At 65.8% G+C, this 23904-nt stretch carries 21 protein-coding genes; 8 read left to right on the top strand and 13 right to left on the bottom strand.

All coding sequences use genetic code 11. The features are described 5' to 3' along the window. Nucleotides 1-316: 316 nt before the first annotated feature. The 4 genes from pssA to LRS53_RS20075 all read right to left on the bottom strand — a co-directional run bounded on the left by pssA (nucleotide 317) and on the right by LRS53_RS20075 (nucleotide 4598). Nucleotides 317-1171 carry a CDP-diacylglycerol--serine O-phosphatidyltransferase gene (pssA, locus tag LRS53_RS20060; RefSeq protein ID WP_017638575.1) on the bottom strand — a complete coding sequence of 285 codons (855 nt, stop codon included), beginning with the start codon at nucleotides 1169-1171 and terminating at the stop codon, nucleotides 317-319. Between the two features lie 165 nt (nucleotides 1172-1336). After that, the gene (ilvC, locus tag LRS53_RS20065; RefSeq protein ID WP_017638576.1) at nucleotides 1337-2353 is read right to left on the bottom strand and encodes a ketol-acid reductoisomerase; all 1017 of its coding nucleotides are present in this window, start codon (nucleotides 2351-2353) and stop codon (nucleotides 1337-1339) included. Nucleotides 2354-2379: 26 nt separating this feature from the next. Next, nucleotides 2380-2871, bottom strand: coding sequence for an acetolactate synthase small subunit (gene ilvN / locus LRS53_RS20070; RefSeq protein WP_007159690.1), 492 nt, complete (start codon nucleotides 2869-2871; stop codon nucleotides 2380-2382). Nucleotides 2872-2873: 2 nt separating this feature from the next. Further along, nucleotides 2874-4598 (bottom strand): acetolactate synthase 3 large subunit, encoded by a 1725-nt coding sequence (locus LRS53_RS20075; protein WP_184288720.1) that lies wholly within the window; start codon nucleotides 4596-4598, stop codon nucleotides 2874-2876. A gap of 398 nt (nucleotides 4599-4996) precedes the next feature. On the opposite strand from LRS53_RS20075, the gene LRS53_RS20080 reads away from it, so the two are divergent. Further along, the gene (locus LRS53_RS20080; protein WP_231357094.1) at nucleotides 4997-5461 is read left to right on the top strand and encodes a DUF4124 domain-containing protein; all 465 of its coding nucleotides are present in this window, start codon (nucleotides 4997-4999) and stop codon (nucleotides 5459-5461) included. A 1-nt stretch (nucleotide 5462) separates the two neighbouring features. Here the strand turns inward: LRS53_RS20080 and LRS53_RS20085 are convergent, their stop codons facing one another. The 3 genes from LRS53_RS20085 to mrcB are packed head-to-tail and all read right to left on the bottom strand — an operon-like array spanning nucleotide 5463 to nucleotide 8919. Beyond that, nucleotides 5463-5789 (bottom strand): YqcC family protein, encoded by a 327-nt coding sequence (locus tag LRS53_RS20085; protein WP_007159693.1) that lies wholly within the window; start codon nucleotides 5787-5789, stop codon nucleotides 5463-5465. After that, nucleotides 5789-6589 (bottom strand): tetratricopeptide repeat protein, encoded by an 801-nt coding sequence (locus LRS53_RS20090; protein ID WP_442968541.1) that lies wholly within the window; start codon nucleotides 6587-6589, stop codon nucleotides 5789-5791. The genes LRS53_RS20085 and LRS53_RS20090 overlap by 1 nt, the downstream gene beginning before the upstream one ends. Beyond that, entirely contained in the window at nucleotides 6577-8919 is a 2343-nt protein-coding gene (mrcB, locus tag LRS53_RS20095) for a penicillin-binding protein 1B (protein ID WP_231357096.1), read from the bottom strand. Before mrcB ends, LRS53_RS20090 begins: the two co-directional genes overlap by 13 nt. A 153-nt stretch (nucleotides 8920-9072) precedes the next feature. On the opposite strand from mrcB, the gene LRS53_RS20100 reads away from it, so the two are divergent. Together LRS53_RS20100 and LRS53_RS20105 are read left to right on the top strand one after the other, a co-directional pair. Then, nucleotides 9073-10620: a bifunctional aminoglycoside phosphotransferase/ATP-binding protein gene (locus LRS53_RS20100; protein ID WP_231357097.1), complete on the top strand. Its 1548-nt coding sequence runs from the start codon at nucleotides 9073-9075 to the stop codon at nucleotides 10618-10620. A 130-nt stretch (nucleotides 10621-10750) separates the two neighbouring features. Further along, nucleotides 10751-11563 carry a cyclic nucleotide-binding domain-containing protein gene (locus LRS53_RS20105; RefSeq protein ID WP_173149674.1) on the top strand — a complete coding sequence of 271 codons (813 nt, stop codon included), beginning with the start codon at nucleotides 10751-10753 and terminating at the stop codon, nucleotides 11561-11563. A 178-nt stretch (nucleotides 11564-11741) separates the two neighbouring features. On the opposite strand, the gene deoA is transcribed toward LRS53_RS20105, so the two are convergent. The 5 genes from deoA to LRS53_RS20130 all read right to left on the bottom strand — a co-directional run bounded on the left by deoA (nucleotide 11742) and on the right by LRS53_RS20130 (nucleotide 16795). Beyond that, nucleotides 11742-13052: a thymidine phosphorylase gene (deoA, locus tag LRS53_RS20110; RefSeq protein WP_231357098.1), complete on the bottom strand. Its 1311-nt coding sequence runs from the start codon at nucleotides 13050-13052 to the stop codon at nucleotides 11742-11744. Between the two features lie 11 nt (nucleotides 13053-13063). Further along, nucleotides 13064-13477, bottom strand: coding sequence for a cytidine deaminase (locus LRS53_RS20115; protein WP_231357099.1), 414 nt, complete (start codon nucleotides 13475-13477; stop codon nucleotides 13064-13066). A gap of 69 nt (nucleotides 13478-13546) precedes the next feature. Then, nucleotides 13547-14809, bottom strand: coding sequence for a NupC/NupG family nucleoside CNT transporter (locus tag LRS53_RS20120; protein ID WP_017640389.1), 1263 nt, complete (start codon nucleotides 14807-14809; stop codon nucleotides 13547-13549). 103 nt (nucleotides 14810-14912) lie between these two features. After that, the gene (gene sfsA / locus LRS53_RS20125; protein ID WP_017640388.1) at nucleotides 14913-15623 is read right to left on the bottom strand and encodes a DNA/RNA nuclease SfsA; all 711 of its coding nucleotides are present in this window, start codon (nucleotides 15621-15623) and stop codon (nucleotides 14913-14915) included. Further along, nucleotides 15620-16795, bottom strand: a complete 1176-nt coding sequence (locus LRS53_RS20130; protein WP_231357100.1) for a pyridoxal phosphate-dependent aminotransferase — start codon at nucleotides 16793-16795, stop codon at nucleotides 15620-15622. Before LRS53_RS20130 ends, sfsA begins: the two co-directional genes overlap by 4 nt. A gap of 291 nt (nucleotides 16796-17086) precedes the next feature. On the opposite strand from LRS53_RS20130, the gene dksA reads away from it, so the two are divergent. Both dksA and gluQRS read left to right on the top strand, forming a co-directional pair. Next, a complete protein-coding gene (gene dksA / locus LRS53_RS20135; protein ID WP_017640386.1) occupies nucleotides 17087-17530 on the top strand; it encodes an RNA polymerase-binding protein DksA in 444 nt (147 codons plus the stop codon). Between the two features lie 68 nt (nucleotides 17531-17598). Continuing rightward, nucleotides 17599-18489, top strand: a complete 891-nt coding sequence (gene gluQRS, locus LRS53_RS20140) for a tRNA glutamyl-Q(34) synthetase GluQRS (protein WP_231357101.1) — start codon at nucleotides 17599-17601, stop codon at nucleotides 18487-18489. Here the strand turns inward: gluQRS and LRS53_RS20145 are convergent. Next, nucleotides 18486-18902 (bottom strand): VOC family protein, encoded by a 417-nt coding sequence (locus tag LRS53_RS20145; protein WP_231357102.1) that lies wholly within the window; start codon nucleotides 18900-18902, stop codon nucleotides 18486-18488. The two genes, gluQRS and LRS53_RS20145, sit on opposite strands and share 4 nt — an antisense overlap. A 104-nt stretch (nucleotides 18903-19006) precedes the next feature. Between LRS53_RS20145 and LRS53_RS20150 the strand changes: the two genes are divergently transcribed. From LRS53_RS20150 to LRS53_RS20160, 3 genes are all read left to right on the top strand, one after another. After that, on the top strand, nucleotides 19007-19183 hold the full coding sequence (locus LRS53_RS20150; protein ID WP_007159707.1) for a hypothetical protein: 177 nt from the start codon (nucleotides 19007-19009) through the stop codon (nucleotides 19181-19183). Continuing rightward, a complete protein-coding gene (locus LRS53_RS20155) occupies nucleotides 19167-22115 on the top strand; it encodes a sensor histidine kinase (RefSeq protein WP_184288749.1) in 2949 nt (982 codons plus the stop codon). Before LRS53_RS20150 ends, LRS53_RS20155 begins: the two co-directional genes overlap by 17 nt. 115 nt (nucleotides 22116-22230) lie before the next feature. Then, nucleotides 22231-23646 (top strand): sigma-54-dependent transcriptional regulator, encoded by a 1416-nt coding sequence (locus LRS53_RS20160; protein WP_184288752.1) that lies wholly within the window; start codon nucleotides 22231-22233, stop codon nucleotides 23644-23646. Nucleotides 23647-23904: the final 258 nt, after the last annotated feature.

Raw genomic sequence — 23904 nt, forward strand, 5'->3', positions numbered from 1 at the left:
CGTTTCAACTCAACCACTTGCGCTTGCCTGACCGGTCTAACCAATCTCGGCAGCGGGAGGCGAATCCTACAGCATCCCAAGACGCTGTCAACCCCCTCCGCTTCATTTCGTCATCACCCGGAGGTGAAGACCAAATGGCGAAGAGTCCGTGGACCCCTCGCCCGGCTCAGACCTAAGTGCTTGATTTTCAAGCCGCTTCAGCGTCTGCGCCGGAAGTGGGGCGCATTATAGGGGAGTTTCAGGACAGGTCAACAGCTTATTTTCAAAAAGCCAAAAAAGAAGGGGCTGCTCGCGCAGCCCCTTCTCTTATAGCCCCTTAGGCCCGACCGATACGGCGGTTGCGCCAGAGGGTGGTGAAGGGTCCGGAGACGGCATAGGCCAGGAAACCCAGCAGCAGGACGCGCGGCGGGTCGGTAAAGACCACAGCAAAGACCAGTACGGCGATCAGGATGACCACGAAGGGCACCCGTCCCTTCAGGCCCAGGGTTTTGAAGCTCCAGTACTTGAAGTTGCTGACCATGAGCATGCCGGCAGCAGCGACCATCAGGGCCACCAGCAGGGACAGCTTGGAGCCCTGGATGCCGAAGTCGCTGAAGCACCAGACGGTACCGGCCACCAGGGCAGCCGCAGAAGGACTGGCCAGACCGATGAAGTAGCGCTTGTCCACCGAACCGATCTGGGTGTTGAAGCGAGCCAGGCGCAAGGCGGCGCCGGCTACATAGATGAAGGCGACGGCCCAGCCGACATTGCCCAGGCCACTCAGAGCCCACTGGAAGGCCAGGATGGCCGGCGCGACACCGAAGGCGACCATGTCGGAAAGCGAGTCGTACTGTTCGCCGAAGGCGCTCTGGGTATTGGTCATGCGGGCGACGCGGCCATCCAGGCCATCGAGGACCATGGCGATGAAGATGGCGGCGGCGGCGGCCGAGAAGCCGGCAGAGGCAATCTCGTACTGCCCCTGGATGAAGGCGGTCTGCGCGGCGACACCCTTGATGATGGAATAGAGGCCGGCAAAGAGCGCCGCGGTGGTGAAGAGATTGGGCAGCAGGTACACGCCACGGCGTCTGATCTTGCGACCCTGGGCGTCCTGCGTCTCCTCGATGTGCTCATCCACGGGGATGAGGCCGTCGGTGTTGGTGTTGGACGGGGTTTCTTCGGGACGCTCGCTCATGGATTTTCCTTGGGCATTACCTGACGGATTGGACTGACCTCTTGAGGATAGGGTTCAGCCTAACCTCCCATGCTAAGGCATTGCCGGGGTCGTGGGCAGTGCAATGAAAAACGCGGCCGAGGCCGCGTCTTTTACCGCTCGTTTCAGGGCAAGCGCCCTGCCCGATCAGTTCTTGGTCTTGTCGACGATCTTGTTCGACGCGATCCAGGGCATCATGGCACGCAGCTTCTCGCCGACCTGCTCGATCGGGTGAGCCGCGTTGTTGCGACGGTAGGCGGTCATGGAGGCGTAGTTGGACGCGCCCTCGGCCACGAACATCTTGGCGTATTCGCCGTTTTGGATGCGCTTGAGCGCATTCTTCATGGCGGCGCGCGACTCGGCGTTGATCACCTCGGGGCCGGTCACGTACTCGCCGTACTCGGCGTTGTTGGAGATCGAGTAGTTCATGTTGGCGATGCCGCCTTCATACATGAGGTCAACGATCAGCTTCAGCTCGTGCAGGCACTCGAAGTAGGCCATTTCCGGCGCGTAGCCGGCTTCGACCAGGGTTTCGAAACCGGCCTTGACCAGTTCGACCGCACCACCGCACAGCACGGCCTGCTCGCCGAACAGGTCGGTTTCGGTCTCGTCCTTGAAGGTGGTTTCGATGATGCCGGTACGGCCGCCGCCGACGCCACAGGCGTAGGACAGGGCGACGTTCTTGGCATTGCCGGAGGCGTCCTGGTGGACGGCGACCAGATCAGGGATGCCGCCGCCCTTGACGAACTCGGAACGCACGGTGTGACCCGGGGCCTTGGGGGCGATCATGATGACGTCCAGGTCAGCGCGGGGCACGACCTGGTTGTAGTGGATGGCGAAACCGTGGGCGAAGGCCAGGGTGGCGCCCTGCTTCAGGTTCGGCTCGATCTCGTCCTTGTACAGCTTGGACTGGAATTCGTCGGGGGTCAGGATCATGACCACGTCAGCGGCGGCGACGGCGTCCTTGACCGGCTTGACGGTCAGACCATGGGCTTCGGCCTTGGCCACGGTGGCCGAGCCACTACGCAGACCGACGACGACGTCGACGCCGGAGTCCTTCAGGTTGCAGGCGTGGGCGTGGCCCTGGGAGCCGTAGCCGATGATGGCGACCTTCTTGCCCTGGATGATGGAAAGGTCACAGTCTTTGTCGTAGTAAACGCGCATTGCAGGTTCTCCTGGAAAAGGGGGTATCAGATGCTCAGGGCTTTGTCGCCACGGGAAATTCCGGTCACGCCGCTACGCACCACCTCGAGGATGGACGCGGCGCCGATCGCCTGGATGAAGCTGTCGATCTTCTCGCTGGTGCCCGCCAGCTGAATGGTATACACGCTACTGCCGACATCGACGATCTGGCCGCGAAAGATATCGGTGGTGCGCTTGACCTCGGCGCGCTGGGCGCCGGTGGCCTTGACCTTGATCAGCAGGAGTTCGCGCTCGATGTGAGCACTCTCTGACAGGTTGACCAGTTTCACCACCTCGATGAGCTTGTTGAGGTTCTTGGTGATCTGCTCGACCGTCTCTTCCTGGCCGATGGTGGTCAGGGTCAGGCGCGACAGGGTCGGGTCCTCGGTCGCGGCGACCGTGAGGCTTTCGATGTTGTAGTTGCGCTGGGAGAACAGGCCGACCACGCGGGACAGGGCGCCGGGCTCGTTTTCCAGCAGCAGGGAGATGATGTGTCTCATGTTCAGGTCCGCTCCGTCTTGCTCAGCCACATGTCGCGCATCGCGCCATCCTTGATCTGCATCGGGTAGACGTGTTCGGTGTTGTCCACGGCGATGTCGAGGAAGACCAGGCGATTCTTCATGGCGAAGGCCTCGGCCATCATCGGCTTGAGGTCTTCCAGACGTTCGATGCGCATGCCGACGTGGCCATAGGCCTCGGCCAGCTTGACGAAGTCCGGCAGGGATTCCATGTAGGAGTGGGAGTAGCGGCTGCTGTACTGCATGTCTTGCCACTGGCGGACCATGCCCAGGGCGCCATTGTTGAGGCAGACGATCTTCACCGGCAGGTCGTACTGCATGCAGGTGGAGAGCTCCTGGATGTTCATCTGCACGCTGCCTTCGCCGGTGACGCAAGCGACATCGGCGTCCGGGAAGTTGAGCTTGACGCCCATGGCCGCCGGGAAGCCGAAGCCCATGGTGCCGAGGCCGCCGGAGTTGATCCAGCGATTGGGCTTGTCGTAGCGGTAGTACTGGGCGGCGAACATTTGGTGCTGGCCTACGTCCGAGGTGATGTAGGCATCGCCCGCGGTGACGTCGTACAGGGTCTCGATGACGGTCTGCGGCTTGATGATGCTGCCGTCGCCCTTGTCGTAGGGGAACATCTCGCGACCGCCACGCCATTCCTCGATCTGCTTCCACCAGGCGGCCTGGCTTTCGGCGTGGGGCTTCTCGCTCAGCTCGCGGACCACGGCGACCATCTCGGCGAGGACGCTGTCGACCGGACCGACGATGGGCACGTCGGCCTTGATGGTCTTGGAGATCGACGCCGGGTCGATGTCGACATGGATGATCTTGGCGTTCGGGCAGAAGCGCGTGGCGCCGTTGATGACGCGGTCATCGAAGCGCGCGCCCACGGCGAGGATGACGTCGCTGTGGTGCATGGCCAGGTTGGCCGGGTAGCTGCCGTGCATGCCGAGCATGCCGAGGAACTGGCGGTCGCTGCCCGGATAGCCGCCGAGACCCATCAGGGTGTTGGTGACCGGCAGGTTGAGCAGGCGTGCCAGCTCGGTGAGGGCCGCGGAGGCGCCGCCGAGGATGACGCCGCCACCTGCGTAGAGGATGGGACGCTTGGCCGCCACCAGCATCTCGACGGCCTTGCGGATCTGCCCGGAGTGACCGCGTTGCGCCGGATTGTAGGAGCGCAGCTTGATCTTCTTCGGATAGACGTATTCGTATTTCTTGGTCGGATCGCCCATGTCCTTGGGGATGTCGACCACCACGGGACCGGGACGCCCGGACTCGGCGAGGTAGAAGGCCTTCTTGAGGACTTCGGGGATCTCGGAGGGGTGCTTGATGATGAAGCTGTGCTTCACGATCGGCCGGGAGATACCGACCATGTCGGTTTCCTGGAAGGCGTCGGTGCCCACCATGTTGCTCGGCACCTGACCGGACAGGACGACCATGGGAATGGAGTCCATGTAGGCGGTGGCGATGCCGGTGATGGCATTGGTCGCACCGGGACCAGAGGTCACCAGGACCACGCCGGCCTTGCCGGTGGCGCGGGCATAGCCGTCGGCCATGTGGGTGGCGGCCTGCTCGTGGCGAACCAGGATGTGGTTGAGCGCCGGTTCCTTGAACAGGGCGTCGTAGATGTGCAGCAGGGCACCGCCCGGGTACCCGTAGATGTGTTTCACGCCCTCGTCGCGCAAGAAGCGGACGACCATCTCAGCGCCAGTTAATAGCTCCACGTATCACCTCATTCCACGCATGGCGAGCGCCCATCGGTGGACGCTCAAGGTTCGGTTGACTGCAAGGCAGAGCATGGGCGACGGTGGTCACCGACGATTCAGCTGCCTAGAAAGCCTTGTTGGAAGATTCCGATGAATGCTGGAGCTTCCACCCGACGCGAGGTAACGCGGTGCAGGGTATTTGACTGTGGCGGCGCGGGTAGGCACCTCATGGTCTGCCGAGCAGTCAGCTTTGGGCCGACTCGCTACAGCGAACTTTGGATTGTTCGCATTCGTCCGGTGCAAGTCAAGCCGAAAGGTGCAACCGGGCGCAATCGGTCGTCGGCGATCAGCCGTGATGAAAAGGTCGACGTCTCCTCTTATAGTGAAGTCCTGTCCTCTGCCCTTCCAGGATTCTCATGCGCTCGATCTTCTGGCTTTCCGCCCTGGCTTTCGCCTGCAGCCTGTCCGCCCAGGCCGCGCAGGTCTACAAGTGGACCGACGACAAGGGCATCACCCATTTCAGTGCCCAGCCGCCCGAGGGCCAGAAGGCCAAGGAGGTGGACGTGAAGACGGCGCCGCAGATCAATGGCGGTGGCAGCGCGCCCACCTACAAGATGCCCAACGGCACCCAGCAACCGTCGGTGTCCAACGATGCCCAGCAACAGGAAATGGATCGCCGGGTGAAGGCCCAGGTGCGCGAGGAACAGAACAAGCTCAAGGAGCAGTGCGATCAGGCGCGGCAGAATCTGGCACAACTGCGCAACAACCCGCGCATCCTGGTGCAGTCCGGTCGGGGCGAGACGCGGCGGCTGAGCGAAGAGGAACGTCAGCAGCGCCTGGCCGACACCCAGCTGTCCATCGAGCAGAACTGCGGCAAGTAGCTCAGGCGCTTTCGATGATGCGGTCGAATTCGGCCAGGGACGCGAGCAGGGGCAGGACCGGATCGAGATTGCCCTGATAGACCATCTCGGCCATCGGCCGGATGCCCGAGCGCGCCGGCAGGACCGCATCGCTTTCGATGATCAGCTTCATCCGCGGCACGAAGATCCACTGCAGCCACTGGGCGAAACTCAGGGTATCGACGCAGAAGGGCTCCTGGCTGGCCAGGGCCTCCGCGCTGGGCGCCTGCGCCGACCACCAGCCGAGCAGGCGCAATTCACGTTCGATCTGCAGCAGCTGATCGGCCAGGGCGGGCAGGCGCTCGTCCATCAGGTACCCACCTGGGCCTTCTGCCGGGCCAGAGCGGCCCCGGAGGCATCGCCCTGGGCCTCGCGGGCCTGAGCGATCAGCTGCCAGAGACTGGCCTGCAGGGCCGGCCGCCCGTTGGCATAGGTCAGGGCGCGCCGGGCCAGTTGCTCGCCCTGGGCGGGATCGTTCTGGGCCAGGCGTACCTGGGCCAGGCGATAGAGGACCTGGGGCTCACGCGGAGCGATACGCTGGGCTCGTTCGAGACTCGAAGAAGCGCCGTTGAGATCGCCGCCGCTCTGCTGTTGCTGGGCGGTGGTCAGCAGCGCCAGCACCGGGCCATCGAGCTGTTCGTCGGCGGCAAGACCGCCGCCACTGGAGTTACTCGCGGACGGAATTCCGGTCGGCGCCCTGTTGGCCGCTGTGGAACCGTTTTGCGTAGCGGGCGGATAGACCGGCTGCGAATAGCTCGGCTGCACCGGCGCCTGAGTGGGCGGGGCGCTGGGGCTGGACGAGGTGATCAGCGGCGCCGAGGCCGCTGGCGCGGCATAGGTTTCCAAGGGCGCGGAACTGCCGCCCGGCACCATGACGGTCACCCCGGTATCGGTCGGCGCGCTGGGCGCTGCCGCCACCGGGGCCTGGCGTTGCGCCGGCAGGGGTCGGTTGTTGCCTTGGCGATAGAGTTCGCCGTTGGACACCGGACCGCCCGAATCGACCACGGGGATGGCACCACGTTGCGGCGCGGCGCAACCCGCGAGGAGAACACCGGCGATCACCACCGGCCAGACTGCTTTCGTCACCTTGCGACCTCTCAATTCAACCAGCCCTTGACCCAATCCATGACCGGATTGCCCCCGTTGCCGTTCCCGCCCGTGGCGGGCGCGGCCGGTGCGCCACAGGAGGCACCTGGCGGCGGCTCACTGCCGCGAATATAAGGCATCTGCACGGCATTGGGACACGAAGGATCCGTGCCGCGGCCAGTGGTGGCATCGACCCAGGCCTGGGTGATGTTGTCCGGCACCGGCATGTCCAGGGAGACCGGATCGGCGCGGCGCATGAAGTTGCTCCAGACCTGCAGCGCACCGGTGGCACCGGTCAGCGGCGTCTTGCCATTGTCGTCGCGACCCAGCCAGACCACCGCCAGCAGATCCTGGCTGAAGCCGGAGAACCAGCTGTCGCGGGAATCGTTGGTGGTACCGGTCTTGCCCGCCAGATTCACGCTGGTGGGGATCTGGTTGTAGACCGAGCGCCCGGTGCCCTCGCGCATGACGCGCTGCATGGCGTACTGCACCAGGTAGATGGCGCCAGTATCGAAACGCTGCTCGATCTGGAAGGGATAGCGTTTGAGCGGCTCGCCATTGGCATCGAGCACGCTGCGGATGCTGCGCAACGGCGTATTGAAGCCACCATTGGCCAACGTCTGGTACATCGTCGCCACTTCCATGGGCGTCAGAGCACCGGCCCCGAGCAGGGTCGCCGGATAGGGCGGCAGGGCGCGACTCACGCCCAGCCGCTCGACGGTCTTGAGCACCTCGGGTAGCCCCAGATCCAGGCCCAGGCGCGCCGTGGAGAGGTTGTAGGAATGCGCCAGCCCCTGATAGAGAAAGATGGTGCCGTGCGCCTTGTGCTCGTAGTTCTGCGGCCGCCAGACCTGGCCGTCGGCGCCTTTCACCGAGAAGGGCTCGTCCTGGATCAGGGTGGTCAGGGTGTACTTGCTGGGGCGTTCCAGGGCGGTGAGATAGACCGCCGGCTTGATCAGCGAACCGACCTGGCGCACCGCATCGAGGGCGCGGTTGTAGCCGGCGAAACGCGGATCGCGGCCACCCAGCAGCGCCTGGACCTCACCGGTTTCCGGATTGGTCACCACCATGGCCGACTCGACGTTTTCCGCGCCCTTGCGACCATCGATGCGCTTCAAAGCCTCGGCCATGGCCGCTTCGGCCTTGGTCTGCAGGATCGGATCGAAGCTGGTGAAGATGCGCAGCCCTTCTTCGGTGAGGTCTTCGTCGCGGTAGTCCTGCTTGAGCTGACGCTTGACCAGGTCAACGAAGGCCGGGAAAGAGCTGTTGGTCAGGCTGCCGGCCTTGGTGATGCCCAGCGGGCGGGCCTTGGCGGCCTCGGCTTCGGTGGCGCTGACCACGCCCTGCTCGGCCATGAGGTCGAGTACCAGGTTGCGGCGGGTCATGGCGCGCTCGGGGTAGCGGCGCGGGTTGTAGTAGGACGGGCCCTTCACCAGGCCAACCAGCAGGGCGACCTGATGCAGTTTCAGTTCGCTGAAGGGCTGACCGAAGAAGTACTGGGCCGCCAGGCCGAAGCCGTGGATGGCGCGCGAGCCGTCCTGACCGAGGAACACCTCGTTGAGATAGGCCTCGAGGATCTCCTGCTTGCTGTAATGCAGCTCCAGCAGCAGCGCCATCAGGGCTTCGGTGCCCTTGCGGGTGATGCTGCGCTCGTTGGTGAGGTAGAAGTTCTTGACCAGCTGCTGCGTCAGGGTACTGCCGCCCTGGCGCACCTGGCCGCTGGTGGCATTGACCCAGACCGCCCGGGCGATGGACTTGGGCGAGACGCCATGGTGATGCCAGAACTCGCGGTCCTCGACGGCCACCAGGCCATCGACCAGATGCGGTGGCGCCTGGTCGAGCTTGATGAGGATGCGATCCTCGTTATGCGCCGGATAGATGCCACCGATCATCAGCGGTTCGAGACGAGCCACGGCGAGATTGCTGCCATCCAGGGCGCTGATGCCGGAGACGGTGCCGCCGGCGAAACGCACGCGGATCGCCCGGGCCGGCTCGACGCCTTCGTAGAACTGGAAGCCGCGGGTATTGAGCTCGACCGTGGAGGCACCCACGGAGACGCTGCCGGGGCCATCCACGGTCTTTTCGCGGCGATAGCCGAGGGCATCGAGTTCGGTGAGGAAGTCGTCACGGCTGAGCTTGACGCCGTTGAACAACTCCAGCGGCCGGGCATAGACCTTGGCCGGAATGGTCCAGCGCTTGCCGGAGAATTTTTCCTGGACCACGGCATCCAGATAGATGCATACGCCAGCCAGGGCTACCAGCGCGACCAGACCTAGCTTGACTGCCCAGCCGGACAGGCGGCGCCAGTCAAAGGTCTTGCGCTTGCGGGAACGAGAGGATCGGGGTCGCTTCATGGCGGCGCATTATACGCACTTGCCCGGTGGCCGACAGCGGCGCGCCAGCGCTTCGTCAGCTGGGGTTCAAGGACGCCCCTTCCCGGTGTCGCGGCTTGCGCAGGCAGCCCTGGCAGCGATAATGCCGCCATCTATTCCCTACAAGGACCGCCCGTGAGCCAGCTCCTGATTTCCGCCCTGCAGAACCCGGCGCTCTATCCCCATCCCACCTCGGCGTTCCGGGTCATCGAAACCCATATTTCCTGGGTCGTGCTGACCGGCGAGGTCGCCTACAAGATCAAGAAGCCGGTGAATTTCGGCTTCCTCGACTTCACTGACCTAGAGGCCCGCGGCCACTTCTGCCGCGAGGAGCTGCGACTCAATCAACGTCTGACCCGCGATCTCTATCAGGACGTGGTGGCCATCACCGGCAGCGAAGGCGCCCCCGAACTGGGCGGCAGCGGTCCGGTCATCGAATACGCCCTGCGCATGCGCGAATTCCCGCAGAGCCAGTTGCTCAGCGAGGTGCAGCAGCGCGGCGAACTGACCCAGGCGCACATCGACGCCCTGGCCGCTCAGATCGCCCGCTTCCACCTGTCGGCGCCCCAGGTGGCGACCACGCATCCGCTGTGCACCCCGGACGCCGCCATGGCGCCGGTACGGCAGAATTTCGAGCAGATCCGCGCCATGCTCAACGAGGCGGCCGATCTCAAGCAGCTCGACCAGCTCGAAGCCTGGGCCGAAGCCAGCTACGCGCGCCTGCTGCCGCTGTTCGAGGCCCGCTGCCGGGACGGCTTCATCCGCGAATGCCACGGCGACATCCACCTGGCCAACGCCACCTTGCTTGATGGCGAGGTGGTGCTGTTCGACTGCATCGAGTTCAACGAGCCCTTCCGCCTGACCGACACCATGGGCGATGCCGGCTTCCTGGCCATGGACCTGGAAGACCGCGGACTCAAGACGCTGAGCAACAGATTCGTCAACGCCTACTTCGAGGCGACCGGCGACTACAGCGGCCTCGCCCTGCTCGACTTCTACAAGGCGTACCGCGCCATGGTGCGTGCCAAGATCGCCCTCTTCCGCCTGGGCCAGGCCGAGGAGCCGGCACTGCGGGCCGAGATCCTCGCCAGCTATCGCAGCTACACGGCACTGGCCGAGGGCTACACCCAGGTGCCCCAGCCCTTCGCGGCGGTGATGCATGGTGTCTCGGGCATCGGCAAGAGCACCGTGGCCCTGGCCCTGGTCGAGGCGCTCGGCGCCGTTCGCCTGAGATCCGATGTCGAGCGCCAGCGTCTCTATGCCGACAGCGACGAGGCCACCCGCTACAGCGCGGCGGCCGGCGAAGCCACCTATGCGCGGCTGCACGAGATCGGCGCCCAGGTGCTGGCGGCCGGCTATCCGCTGGTGCTCGACGCCACCTACCTCAAGCAGGGCCAGCGTACCGCGGCCCAGGCACTCGCCGAGGCCCAGGCCGCGCCCCTGCTGATCATCGACTGCCAGGCGGACGATGAACTCATCGCCCGCTGGCTGCAGGAGCGCCAGGCCGAGGGGACCGATCCTTCCGAAGCCACCCTCGCGGTGGTGGCGGCCCAGCGCCAGGCCCAGGATCCGCTCGAACCAGCCGAGCAGGATCGCGCGCTGGTGGTGGAGCTGGGACGCGCCGGGCAACTGGAGGCCTTGCCGGCTCGCCTGCTGCGCCGACTGGGTCGCGCCCAGGCCTGACCACGACCTCCTGGGGGGCAGAACAAGCGTTCCGTCACAGCCCGTGGAGTTGTGGATTTACGGTCGCCGACGAGCGGCTTATCGTGCGACCCACGTCACAACCTCTGCGTAACAAGAAGGAATTGGCACCATGTACCTCATCGGCGATCAGCCTCCCTATGTCGATCAATTGCGTCAGGCGCTGCAGGCCATTCCGGCGCAATTGGTCAGTGGTGTGGCGCCGAGTCGGCAGCCGCTGCAGCTGACTCCCGCCGCCCTGCTGCAGGACTGGATGCGCAACGACGAGGTCTATCTGATCCAGCGTGGCCCATTGCGGGTGGTCCTGGATCAGCGGGCGCTGTTCCAGCTCGGCGAAGGCGACCTGATCGGCCTCGGGCGCACCCTGGATCTGCCGATCCTCAATTACGAGAGCGAGGCCGACGTCCTGGTGCTGCCCTATGACCGCGAGACCTTTCTCGCGGCGGCGACCGCCACCCCGGCTCAGCGCGATGCCCTGCTGAGGTACCTGCTGGGCCAGCAATCGCTGCTGGCGCAGGCGCTGATCCGCCTCAAGCCGCCGGTCACCCAGCCGGCCACCGGCTTCCGGCGCTATGCCGCCGGCGAGGTCATCATCCGCCAGGGCGATTCCGCCGAGCATGTCTTCGTCATCACCGAAGGACATGCCGAGGCCTGGGTGGACGGCTGCAAGGTCGGCGAGGTCTGCCAGGACGAGATCGTCGGTGCCCTGGCGGTCTTCACCCATACGCCGCGTACCGCCAGCGTGATCGCCAAGACGGTCTGCACCGTGCTGGTGATTCCCCAGGATCAGTTCGTCTCGCTGATGGAGACCACCCCGCGCATCGCCCACAGCCTGATCGAGAACATGGCGCGCCATATCGACACGCTGAACAAGGAAGTGACCCGCCTGCGTAGCGTCTCGGAGCGGCCAATCGCCAGTAATTAAGAAATATTCTCGAATACGCTTGACGATGGAATGAGAATTGTTATTATTCAACTCAGCCGGTCGCGAGATCGGTCGATAACAGAAAGTCCAGCAGTGGTCTTTCGGGTTATCTCCTCATCAGGCTAATCACGGTTTTGGACCCGGCTCTGCCGGGTCTTTTTTTGCCTGAAATCTGGCGCTAGCGCCGATCCAGCAAGGCCGGCACCGGATCAGCCGGTCGCTCTTCCCCCAAGACATAGGCCGCCTGCAACTGCCGGGCAGCCCGCGCTGCACTGTCAGCGTCACGGGCATGTATCAGACCCAGGGGCCGATTCTCGTCCACCCGCTCACCTGGCAGCGCCAGGCCGGCCAGGCCCACTGCGGGATCCACTTCATCTTCCGGACGTTGCCGCCCGCCACCCAGCTCGACGACCAGCAAGCCAAGGGCGCGGGTATCGACCTGCTGCACCCAGCCCGGGCGTGCCGGATGGACGGCGCGTACCTCTTGAGTCCGGGGCAGATGCTGCCAGGGCCGCTCGGTCAGATCGGACGGGCCGCCCAGGGCCAGGTTCATCGCGGCGAAACGCGCCAGGGCGGCGCCGCTCTGCCAGGCCTCCAGCACCAGGCGCTCGGCGGTGGCGGCATCCCTGGCCAGTCCGGCCAGTTGCAGCGTCTCCTCGGCCAGCGCCTGAATCACCTGCCAGAGTCGTTCGCTGCGCACCTCGCCGGCCAGCAGGGCGATGGCCTCCTCCACTTCCAGGGCATTGCCGGCGCTGCGCGCCAGGGGCTGACTCATGTCGGTGATGAGGGAGCGGGTACGCACCCCCGCGGCCTCGGCGACCTCGACCAGGCTATCGGCCAGGCGCAGGGCCGCGTCGCGCTCGGCCATGAAGGCGCCGCCGCCGGTCTTGACGTCCATCACCAGCACGTCCAGGCCGGCAGCCAGTTTCTTGGCCAGGATGGAGGCGGTGATCAGGTCCACCGACTCCACTGTGGCGGTAACGTCGCGGATGGCATAGAGGCGGCGATCGGCCGGGGCCAGATCGGCGTCCGGGCCGACGATGGCGCAACCCACCTCGGCCACCACCTGGCGAAAGCGCGCCAGGCCAGGACGGATACGATAGCCGGGGATGCTCTCCAGCTTGTCCAGGGTGCCGCCGGTATGGCCCAGGCCGCGCCCGGAGATCATCGGCACATGGCAGCCACAGGCGGCGAGCAGCGGGGCCAGTACCAGGCTGGTGAGATCGCCCACGCCGCCGGTGGAATGCTTGTCGACCACCGGCCCCGGCAGGTCCCAGTGCAGCACCTGGCCGCTGTCGCGCATGGCCAGGGTCAGGGCGGTGCGCTCGGCGGCGGTCATGCCGCGCAGCAGGGTAGCCATGGCGAAGGCGGCGATCTGGCCTTCGCTGAGGCTGTCATCGACGATGCCGCCGACCAGACGCCGGATATCCGTAGCGGACAGCTCCAGCCCATCGCGCTTCTGGCGGATCACTTCCTGGGCGAGCCACATGGGCGGACTCCTTAGAAGTCGTCGAAGGCGCCGGGCAGCAGCTCGGCCAGGGTCCAGGTCCGGGTACGGCCGGGCTCACTGCCGCTGCAGACGATGGTCGCGTCGGGCGCCATCAATTCCAGCAGCACCTGGCGGCAGGCACCGCAGGGACTGATCAGGGGCACACCCGGCGCATGGATGGCCATGGCGGTGAAGCTGCGCGGCGGCAGGCCCTGGCTGATGGCAGCGAACAGGGCGCTGCGCTCGGCGCAGTTGGTCAGGCCATAGGAGATGTTTTCCACGTTGCAGCCATGGACGACCGCACCTTCGGCGGTCAGCAGGGCGGCGCCCACGGGGAAGTCGGAATGCGGGCAATAGGCGCGCTGGGAGGCGGTGACGGCTTCGGCCAGCAGGTGTTCGAGGGTTGCAGCAGGGACAGCGGACATCGGGAGTACCTCGGAAAACGAAAGGAGCGAGCTGAGTCTAGCCCGGTCGTGCGACCGGGCCAGCGGGGCTTAGAGACTAACGAAGAAGCCGGCCAGGGCCGCGCTCATCAGGTTGGCCAGGGTGCCACCGAGCATGGCGCGCAGGCCCAACTGGGCCAGTTCGTGACGCCGTTGGGGGGCGATGCCGCCCAGGCCGCCGAGCTGGATGGCGATGGAGGACAGGTTGGCGAAGCCACAGAGGGCGAAGGTGACGATGACCTGGGTGTGCGCCGACAGGGGTTGCACCCCCGCTGCCGCCGCCTTGAGCGGATCCAGGTAGGTCGAGAGGTCGGCATAGGCGACGAATTCGTTGAGCACCAGCTTCTGGCCGATGAAGCCGCCGGCCTGCACCGCCTCGCTCCAGGGCACGCCGATCAGGAAGGCGACCGGCGCCAGCAGATAGCCCAGCACCAGCTGCATGCTCAGCTGCGGCAGGCCGAACCAGGCGCCGCACCAGCCGAGGATGCCGTTGAGCAAGGCGATCAGGGCGATGAAGGCCAGCAGCATGGCACCGACCGCCAGGGCCACGCGCAAACCGACCTGAGCGCCTTCGGCGGCTGCATCTATGACATTGGCCGGGCGCTCCTCGCCCTCCCCCAGGGTCTTCATGGCCTGGTCGCGAGGCTGCTCGGTCTCCGGTTCCATCAGCTTGGCCATCAGCAGTCCACCCGGCGCGGCCATGAAGCTGGCGGCGATCAGGTACTTGAGCTCCACGCCCATGCCGGCGTAGCCCAGCAGCACCGAGCCGGCCACCGCGGCGAAACCGCCGACCATGATGGCGAACAGCTCCGAGCGGGTGAGCTCGGCGATGAAGGGCCGCACCACCAGCGGCATTTCCGACTGGCCGAGGAACAGGGTGGCGGTAACGGTGGTGGACTCCACCCGGCTGGTACCGAGCAGGGCATGCAGCGCTCCACCCACCAGGCGGATGATCCAGCCCATGATGCCCAGGTAGTAGAGCACCGCGATCAGGCTGCCGAAGAACACGATCAAGGGCAGCACCCGCACGGCGAAGACGAAGCCGCCGTTACCGAAGTACTCGAACATCCTGGGTCCGGCGAGGCCGCCGAAGAGGAATTCGATGCCCTTGTCGGCATAGAGCTGCAGCGACGAGACGGCGCCGGAGACGCTGCCAAGCACCTGCTGGCCCCAGGGAATGTAGAGGACGAACAGGCCGAGCCCCGCCTGCAACAGAAAGGCCGCGAGCACGGTACGCACGCGAATGGCGCGCCGTTGGCGGGAAAAGAGGATGGCGATGGCCACCAGCAACAGCATGCCCAACACAGAGATCATCAAGAGACTCCTAACAGGATCGCCTGGTAGCGGCGATCAATGGGCGACAAGCGCAAGCAAGGCGCCTGCCAGAAGCTGTCCGACCGATCAGCTTTTGGCTGACCTAATGGTCAGCCAGGCGCAGGGGTCGGTCCAGTTGCAGACCCGCGGGCGAAAGCCGTGCTCCATAAGCCAGCACCTGCACGCCCTGCCGGCGTGCCTCGCCCAGGGCCAGGGCATAGGCGGCATCGATTTCAGCCGCCGGGCGTACCGCCTCGATGCCGTCGAGCAGCACGCAATAGAGCAGCACCGCCCGCTCGCCGGCCGCAGCCAGTGCCGCCAGCTCACGCAGATGGCGGGTACCGCGGGTGGTCACCGCATCGGGAAAGGCGGCGATAGCGGTATCGGCGAAGCCCAGGGTGACGCTCTTCACCTCCAGGTACAGCGGCCCCGCGGGATACTCCAGGCGGAAATCGGCGCGGCTGTTTTCCAGACCGTAGGCTACCTCCCGGCGCAGGGCGGTGAAGCCGGCCAGTTCGGGAATGCCGCCGGCCAGCAAGGCCTCCTCTACCAGGCGATTGGCCCGGGCAGTATTGATGCAGGCCAGTCGCCCATGATCCGTCTCGACCAATTCCCAGGTGCCGGGCAGCTTGCGCTTGGGGCCGCTGGCGCGACTGAACCAGACGCGGGCGCCCGGCGGCTGGCAATGGAGCATGGAACCGGTATTGGGGCAATGCAGGGTCAATACCTCGCCGCTGGCGGTCTCGATGTCGGCGAGAAAGCGCTTGTAGCGGCGCAGCAGGCGACCCTCTTCCAGGGGCGGCTCGAATCTCACCGGGTACTCCAGCGCTGCAGGCCCTGGGCGATGCGGGCAACGGCCTCTTCCAGGCGCGGCAGCGATTGGGTGTAGGCGAAGCGCACATGGGTGTCGGCGCGATGGCGACCGAAGTCCAGGCCCGGGGTGATGGCCACGTGCTCGGTCTCCAGCAGGAACTGGCAGAAGGCATAGGCATCGCCGCCGAAGGCGGAGATGTCGGCATAGAGATAGAAGGCGCCCTGGGGCTCGACGGCGATCCTGAAGCCCAGGGCACGTAGCGCCGGTAGCAGGTAGTCGCGGCGGCGGGCGAATTCGGCGCGACGCGCTTCAAAGATGGCCATGGCTTCAGGGGTGAAACAGGCCAGGGCGGCCTGCTGGGCCACGGTGGAGGCGCTGATGTAGAGATTCTGCGCCAGCTTTTCCAGCTCCGGCACCGCGGCGCGCGGTGCCACCAGCCAGCCGAGGCGCCAGCCGGTCATGCCGAAGTACTTGGAGAAGCTGTTGAGCACGAAGGCCGTGTCGTCCACTTCCAGCACGCTGGGCGCGTCCAGGCCGTAGGTCAGGCCATGGTAGATCTCATCCACCACCAGATGGCCGCCACGCGCCTTGAGCGCGGCCGACAGCCCGGCGAGTTCGCCGCGATCGAGCAGGGTGCCGGTCGGATTGGCCGGCGAGGCCACCAAGGCGCCGACGCTGTCGGCTTGCCAGTGCCGCTCGACCAGCTCGGGAGTGAGCTGATAGCGGGTGTCGGCGCCAACCGGAATCAGCTGGGCCGCGCCTTCCACCAGGCGCAGGAAGTGCCTATTGCAAGGATAGCCGGGATCGGCCAGCAGCCAGTGACGCCCGGGATCGACCAGCAGGGCGCTGGCCAGCAGCAGCGCGCCCGAGCCGCCCGGGGTGATCAGCACCCGCTCAGGATCCAGGTCGACGCCATAACGCTCGCCATAGAAGGCGGCGATGGCACGGCGCAATTCCGGCAGGCCGCGGGCCGCGGTGTAGTGGGTCTGACCGGCCGCCAGGGCCGCCTGGCCAGCGGCGACCACCGGGGCGGCCGTGGTGAAATCGGGCTCGCCGATCTCCAGGTGGATGACGTCGTGTCCGGCGGCCTGGAGCTGGTTGGCGCGTTCCAGCAAGGCCATCACATGGAAGGGCTCGATGGCCTGGCTGCGCGCGCTGTAGGAATTGGACATGGAAGGGGTCCGAACTTGTGGCGAAGGCGGGATTCTAACCAAGGCTTCGCAGACCGGCATCCGCCGCGTCGGCACGGAGCGGGAGGCCGGTAGTAGCGCCCCCTGGAAGCTTCTGGTAAGTTCGCCGGCTTGCATCCGCAGGGCGACTGGCCAGTCGAGAACATATTCAGCCTGGCGTCGGCATTGCGCGGGACGCCATCGGCAGCCACAGCCCCCAGGCGTTCCAACATGGAGAGGCCTGGAAACGCATCCAGCCTGTGGACAGGATCAGCGAAAGTGAGAGGGTCAATCATGCCCAGCGAAGCAAATCAGCAGAACAATCATCTGGCCCGTGGCTACGAACCCTACCAGCCCAGCAAGGGCGAGGAATACATGAGTGAGCGCATGCGCGCCCACTTCACCGGCATTCTGAACAAGTGGAAGCAGGAACTGCGCGAAGAAGTCGATCGCACCGTGCACCACATGAAGGAAGAAGCGGCCAACTTCGCCGACCCGGCCGATCGCGCCACCCAGGAAGAGGAATTCAGCCTGGAACTGCGTGCCCGCGACCGCGAGCGCAAGCTGATCAAGAAGATCGACGAGACGCTGCAGCTGATCGAAGACAACGAATACGGCTGGTGCGACTCCTGCGGCGTGGAAATCGGCATCCGTCGCCTGGAAGCCCGCCCGACCGCCAGTCTGTGCATCGACTGCAAGACGCTGGCCGAGATCCGCGAGAAGCAGACCGGGACCTGAGTCCCGCCGCCTCACCGACGAGGGCGCTACGGCGCCCTTTGTTCTTTCCGGCATTCACAGGATGAGCTATGTCCAGGCGCCCCTATGTCGGCCGTTTCGCCCCCACCCCCAGCGGCTATCTGCATTTCGGTTCGCTGGTCGCCGCCCTCGCCTCCTACCTGGATGCCCGCGCCGCAGGCGGACGCTGGCTGGTGCGCATGGAAGACCTGGACCCGCCGCGCGAGGTCCCAGGTGCCCAGGCGGCGATTCTCACCACCCTGGAAGCCTACGGCTTCGAATGGGACGGTCCGGTGCTGCGCCAGAGCGAACGCCTGGACGCCTATCGGGCGGTCATCGCGCAGTGGCTGGCCAGCGGTCTGGCCTATGCCTGCGACTGTTCGCGCAAGCAGCTCGAAGGCAGTGGCGGCCTCTACCCCGGGCACTGCCGCAATCGCGGCCTGCCGGCGACGGACGCCGCTATCCGCATCCGTGTCCCGGAGCTGGACTACCGCTTCGTCGATCGCGTCCAGGGCGAATTCCGCCAGCACCTGGGTCGCGCGGTGGGCGACTTCGTCATCCAGCGCCGCGACGGCCTGATCGCCTATCAGCTGGCTGTGGTGATGGACGATGCCCTGCAGGGCATGACCGACGTGGTGCGCGGCGCCGACCTGCTGGACTCCACGCCGCGCCAGCTCTACCTGCAGGAATTGCTCGGCCATCCGGCGCCGCGCTATCTGCACGTCCCGCTGCTGATCCAGCCCGATGGCCACAAGCTGGGCAAAAGTTACCGCTCGCCGCCGCTGCCGCCCGAGCAGGCCGGGGCCCTGCTGGTACGCGCCCTGCGCACCCTGGGCCAGCCAATCCGTGCGGAGCTGGCCGAGGAAGCCCCGGCCAAGGTGCTGGCCTGGGGCGTCGCCCATTGGGATGCCGCGCTGATCCCGCGGGTTCCGCACCTGGCCGAAGCCCAGCTGCCCGCCTAGTAGTTGGGCCAGAGTCCAGGCGTGGCCAGCTCCAGCAGATGCCCGTCCGGATCGCGGAAGTACAGACTGATCGCGCCACGAGGCCACTGGGTGCGCGCTTCGATGGCTACCCCGGCCGCCGCCAGGTGCGCGATCCAGGGCTCCAGCTCGTCCGCTCCGATCGCCAGGGCCAGATGCTGACAGCCCTGGGCGCCATGGGGCGGAATGCAGCCGCCCGGCAGCCGGACCGGTTGCTCGGTGGTGCCCCGCTGGAACAGCAACAGCACGCTGGCGCCCACCGCATAGGTGGCCAGGCGTTCATCGGCGAACATCGGGGCCAGTCCCAGCACCTCCTCGTAGAAGCGCCGCGCCCTGGGCAGATCGGCGGCATAGAGCGCGGTTTCCAGCACGGCGGCGAGGCGGGGCCTGGTCATCGTCGATCTCCAGTGGATAAAGAGGCCTTAACGGTAGAACCGTGGCGCTCCGGGGTATAGCGCTTTTGCTTTACCATGGCGCCATCGCCGTTCGGGAACCGCGCATGTACATCTACCGGCTGGTCCTGCTCCTCGTGGTAGGCATCTATCTGTTCTCCCCCGCCATCATGGATTGGTGGATCGCTCCCAGCGGCGCCTGGTATCGCCCCTACCTGCTGTGGCTCATCCTCATCGTGGTGACCTTCATCCTGCAGAGCCAGCGCGATGCCGACGAGCTTTAGTCTGTCCCAACTGGTCCTGATCAGCGCCGGCTACCTGCTGATCTTCTTCGGTGTCGCCTGGATGACCGAGAAGGGCTGGGTGCCGCGCCGGCTGGTGCGCCATCCGCTGATCTACACCCTGTCGCTGGGCGTCTATGCCAGCGCCTGGGCCTTCTATGGCACCGTGGGCCTGGCCTACGACTATGGCTATGGCTTTCTCGCCTACTACCTGGGGCTGTGCGGCGCCTTTCTGCTGGCGCCGGTATTGCTCTATCCCATCCTGCGGCTGACCCGCGCCTATCAGCTGGCTTCCCTGGCCGACCTCTTCGCCTTCCGCTTCCGCAGCACCTGGGCCGGCGCCCTGACCAGCCTGGGCATGCTGATCGCCGTGCTGCCGCTGCTGGCACTGCAGATCCAGGCGGTGGCCACCAGCACCGGCATCCTGGTACAGGCCCGCGCCCAGGACGCCCCGGCGCTGGGCTTCTGCCTGCTGATCACCCTGTTCGCCATGCTCTTCGGCGCACGCCAGATCAACTCCAAGGAGCGCCACGAAGGCCTGGTGGTGGCCATCGCCTTCGAATCCCTGGTCAAGCTGCTGGCCCTGGGCATCGTCGGCGGCGTCACCCTCTATACCGTGTTCGGCGGGCCCAACGGCCTGGAGACCTGGCTGCAGCAGAACCAGAGCGCCCTCTCCACCCTGCACACCCCGCTGCAGGAAGGCCCCTGGCGGATCCTGCTGCTGGTGTTCTTCGCCGCGGCCATCGTCACCCCGCACATGTATCACATGGCCTTCACCGAAAATCTCAGTCCCCAGGCGCTGGTCAGCGCCAGCTGGGGGCTGCCGCTGTTCCTGCTGCTGATCAGCCTGGCGGTGCCGCCGATTCTCTGGGGTGGCCTGGCGCTGGGTTCGCCGACGCCACCGGAGTACTTCACCCTCGGCGTGGGTCTGGCGCTGGACAATCCGCTGCTGGCGCTGGTGGCCTTCGTCGGCGGGCTGTCGGCGGCCAGCGGCCTGATCATCGTGGTGACCATGGCGCTGTCGGGCATGCTGCTCAACCACATCGTGCTGCCGCTCTACCAGCCACCCACCGACGGCAACATCTATCGCTGGCTGCGCATGACCAGGCGCATGCTGATCGCCGCCATCATCCTTGGCAGCTACGGCTTCTATCGTCTGCTGCAGGGCCATGGCGACCTCTCCAGCCTCGGCATCGTCTCCTTTGTCGCCACCGTGCAGTTCCTGCCCGGCGCACTCTCGGTGCTCTACTGGCAGACGGCCAATCGCAAGGGTTTCATCGCCGGCCTGCTGTGCGGCCTGGGCCTGTGGTTCCTGAGCATGCTCATGCCGCTGGTGGCCGACATCAATCCGCTGCACATCGGCGTCTTCAGCTATCGCATCAGCGCCAGCAACTGGCACCTCGCCGCCGTGGCATCGCTGACCGTCAACGTGCTGGTGTTCGCCCTGGTCTCGCTGTTCACCGAAGCCAGCGAAGAAGAGAAGAGCGCCGCCGAGGCCTGCGCGGTGGACAACGTCCGCCGCCCGCAGCGCCGCGAACTGGCGGCCAGCTCGCCCCAGGACTTCGCCGCCCAGCTGGCCAAGCCGCTCGGTGCCAAGACCGCGCAGAAGGAGGTCGAGCGCGCCCTGGCCGATCTGCTGCTGCCCTACGACGAGCGCCGCCCCTATGCCCTGCGCCGCCTGCGCGATCGCATCGAGGCCAACCTGTCCGGCCTGATGGGCCCGCGGGTCGCCCAGGACATCGTCGAGACCTTTCTGCCGTTCAAGGCGGAAAGCGAGGCCTATGCCACCGAAGACATCCACTTCATCGAGAACCGCCTGGAAGACTACCAGTCGCGCCTGACCGGTCTCGCCGCCGAGCTGGACGCCCTGCGCCGCTATCACCGCCAGACCCTGCAGGAACTGCCCATGGGCGTCTGCTCCCTGGCCCGGGACCGCGAAATTCTCATGTGGAACCGCGCCATGGAAGACCTCACCGGTATCGACGGCGCCCGGGTGGTGGGTTCGCGCCTGAGCGCCCTGCCCGACCCCTGGCAGAACCTGTTCGAACGCTTTCTCGCCGAGCCGGCGCAGCAGCACCTCTACAAGCAGCGACTGCCCCAGGAACACGAGCAGCGCTGGCTCAACCTGCACAAGGCGACCATCGACGAACCCCTGGCGGTGGGCAGCAACGGCACCGTGCTGGTGGTGGAAGACATCAGCGAGACCCAGCTGCTGGAAGACCGCCTGATCCACTCCGAGCGCCTGGCCTCCATCGGCCGCCTGGCCGCCGGCGTGGCCCACGAGATCGGCAACCCGGTCACCGGCATCGCCTGCCTGGCGCAGAATCTGCGCGAGGAACGCGAAGCGGACGAAGAGATCGACGAGATCAGCAGCCAGATCATCGAGCAGACCCGCCGTATCACCCGCATCGTCCAGTCGCTGATGAGCTTCGCCCATGCCGGTGGCCGCCAGCAGGCCCATGAACCGGTGTGCGTGGCCGAGGCGGCCCAGGAAGCCATCGCCCTGCTCTCGCTCAACCGCCAGAGCGTGGACGTCGACTTCTTCAACCTCTGCGACCCCGAGCACTATGTGCAAGGCGATCCCCAGCGCCTGGTGCAGGTCATGATCAACCTGCTATCCAACGCCCGGGATGCCTCTCCGGCCGGCGCGCCGATCCGGGTGCGCAGCGAGGCCCACGGCCAGACGGTGACCCTGAGCGTCGAGGACGAGGGCAGCGGCATCCCCAAGGCCATCGTCAGTCGCCTGTTCGAACCCTTCTTCACCACCAAGGATCCGGGCAAGGGGACGGGGCTTGGCTTGGCGCTGGTCTATTCCATCGTAGAAGAGCATTATGGTCAGATAATGATCGATAGTCCTACCGACCCCGTGACCGGCCAGGGCACCCGCATTCGGGTACTGCTGCCGCGCTATCTCGGGTTGCCGGAGGCGCCGTGACGGACCCATCCGCCTGCTGGATGGATCTGCTAAAGCATTCGGAAGTCCAGACGACCGCGACAAGACACGCTGCCTGGCGTGGGTCGTCTTGCCTTCCCGTAAGAGAGCGCACTTGATGGCCCATATCCTGATTGTCGAAGACGAGAAGATCATCCGTTCGGCGTTGCGCCGCCTGCTCGAGCGCAACCAGTTCCGCGTCAGCGAAGCCGGCTCCGTCCAGGAAGCCCAGGATCTCTACGACGTCCCCAGCTTCGATCTCGTCATCAGCGATCTGCGCCTGCCCGGCGCCCCCGGTACCGAGATGATCGATCTCGCCAAGGGCAAGCCGGTGCTGATCATGACCAGCTACGCCAGCCTGAGATCGGCGGTCGATTCCATGAAGCAGGGCGCGGTGGACTACATCGCCAAGCCCTTCGATCACGACGAGATGCTGCAGGCCGTGGCGCGCATCCTGGTGGAGCGCGAGCAGCGCCCGCCGGTAGCCGCCGAGGAAAGCGTCACACCGCCGCCAGCCACCGGCGAGATCGGCATCATCGGCAACTGCGCGCCGATGCAGGACCTCTTCGGCAAGATCCGCAAGGTTGCCCCCACCGACTCCACCGTGCTCATCCAGGGCGAATCGGGCACCGGCAAGGAACTGGTGGCGCGCGCGCTGCACAACCTGTCGCGCCGGGCCAAGGCGCCGCTGATCTCGGTCAACTGCGCGGCCATTCCCGAAACCCTGATCGAATCCGAACTCTTCGGCCACGAGAAGGGCGCCTTTACCGGCGCCAGCGCCAGCCGCACCGGCCTGGTGGAGGCAGCCGACGGCGGCACCCTGTTTCTCGACGAGATCGGCGAATTGCCGCTGGAAGCCCAGGCACGCCTCTTGCGCGTGCTGCAGGAAGGTGAGATCCGCCGGGTCGGTTCGGTGCAGTCGCAAAAGGTCGATGTGCGCCTGATCGCCGCGACCCACCGGGATCTCAAGGGCCTGGCCAAGATCGGCCAGTTCCGCGAAGACCTCTTCTATCGCCTCAACGTCATCTCCCTGCGCCTGCCCGCCCTGCGCGAGCGCGGGGGCGACGTCATGGAGATCGCCCGGGTGTTCCTCGCGCGGCAATCGGCGCGCATGAGTCGCCCGGGGCTCAAGTTCGGCGCCGAAGCCGAGGCGGCCATCCGCCATTACAGCTGGCCGGGCAACGTGCGTGAGCTGGAGAACGCCATCGAGCGCTCGGTGATCCTCAGCGAAGGCCAGGAGATCAATGCCGATCAACTGGGCATCGACGTCGAGCTCGGCGAGCTGGAGCTGGCCGACAGCTATCTGGATCCGCTGCCCAGCACGGGCCTGGGTAACGGCAATGGCGCCCACGAGCCCACCGAGGACCTGTCGCTGGAAGACTACTTCCAGCACTTCGTGCTCGAACACCAGGACCACATGACCGAGACCGAGCTGGCCCGCAAGCTGGGCGTCAGCCGCAAGTGCCTGTGGGAACGTCGTCAGCGCCTGGGCATCCCGCGCCGCAAGGCCAGTGCCAGCAGCGACGCCAGCTGATCCGCGCCGGGACGTGACAGCCGATACGTCCCGCGGTAACACCCTCTCCCTCCGCCTCCTCATCCTTTGCAATGTGTTACCGCCGTAACAGGCGGCGGGTTTAGAGGTAACGAAAATTTGCCTGTAGCCTCCAAGCAAAAAGGCTACATTTTTCGCAAGCCACTGATTTAAATGCATTTTTCAAAACTGGCACGGCATCTGCTTTATTTTCTCGTACAAGAACAATAACAACGTACCCCCTCCATAATAAAAACAAGA

Source organism: Pseudomonas sp. PLB05 (assembly GCF_021106615.1).
Lineage (GTDB): Bacteria > Pseudomonadota > Gammaproteobacteria > Pseudomonadales > Pseudomonadaceae > Chryseomonas > Chryseomonas benzopyrenica.

Bases quoted from the DNA above. Each gene is read 5' to 3' on its own strand.
- LRS53_RS20105 (WP_173149674.1), top strand. From the start codon at position 10,751: ATGTACCTCATCGGCGATCAGCCTCCCTATGTCGATCAATTGCGTCAG.
- ilvC (WP_017638576.1), bottom strand. From the start codon at position 2,353: ATGCGCGTTTACTACGACAAAGACTGTGACCTTTCCATCATCCAGGGC.
- deoA (WP_231357098.1), bottom strand. From the start codon at position 13,052: ATGTGGCTCGCCCAGGAAGTGATCCGCCAGAAGCGCGATGGGCTGGAG.
- LRS53_RS20150 (WP_007159707.1), top strand. From the start codon at position 19,007: ATGTACATCTACCGGCTGGTCCTGCTCCTCGTGGTAGGCATCTATCTG.
- mrcB (WP_231357096.1), bottom strand. From the start codon at position 8,919: ATGAAGCGACCCCGATCCTCTCGTTCCCGCAAGCGCAAGACCTTTGAC.
- gluQRS (WP_231357101.1), top strand. From the start codon at position 17,599: ATGTCCAGGCGCCCCTATGTCGGCCGTTTCGCCCCCACCCCCAGCGGC.
- ilvN (WP_007159690.1), bottom strand. From the start codon at position 2,871: ATGAGACACATCATCTCCCTGCTGCTGGAAAACGAGCCCGGCGCCCTG.
- LRS53_RS20130 (WP_231357100.1), bottom strand. From the start codon at position 16,795: ATGTCCAATTCCTACAGCGCGCGCAGCCAGGCCATCGAGCCCTTCCAT.
- LRS53_RS20080 (WP_231357094.1), top strand. From the start codon at position 4,997: ATGCGCTCGATCTTCTGGCTTTCCGCCCTGGCTTTCGCCTGCAGCCTG.
- dksA (WP_017640386.1), top strand. From the start codon at position 17,087: ATGCCCAGCGAAGCAAATCAGCAGAACAATCATCTGGCCCGTGGCTAC.
- LRS53_RS20085 (WP_007159693.1), bottom strand. From the start codon at position 5,789: ATGGACGAGCGCCTGCCCGCCCTGGCCGATCAGCTGCTGCAGATCGAA.
- LRS53_RS20160 (WP_184288752.1), top strand. From the start codon at position 22,231: ATGGCCCATATCCTGATTGTCGAAGACGAGAAGATCATCCGTTCGGCG.
- LRS53_RS20145 (WP_231357102.1), bottom strand. From the start codon at position 18,902: ATGACCAGGCCCCGCCTCGCCGCCGTGCTGGAAACCGCGCTCTATGCC.
- pssA (WP_017638575.1), bottom strand. From the start codon at position 1,171: ATGAGCGAGCGTCCCGAAGAAACCCCGTCCAACACCAACACCGACGGC.
- LRS53_RS20120 (WP_017640389.1), bottom strand. From the start codon at position 14,809: ATGATCTCTGTGTTGGGCATGCTGTTGCTGGTGGCCATCGCCATCCTC.
- LRS53_RS20115 (WP_231357099.1), bottom strand. From the start codon at position 13,477: ATGTCCGCTGTCCCTGCTGCAACCCTCGAACACCTGCTGGCCGAAGCC.
- LRS53_RS20155 (WP_184288749.1), top strand. From the start codon at position 19,167: ATGCCGACGAGCTTTAGTCTGTCCCAACTGGTCCTGATCAGCGCCGGC.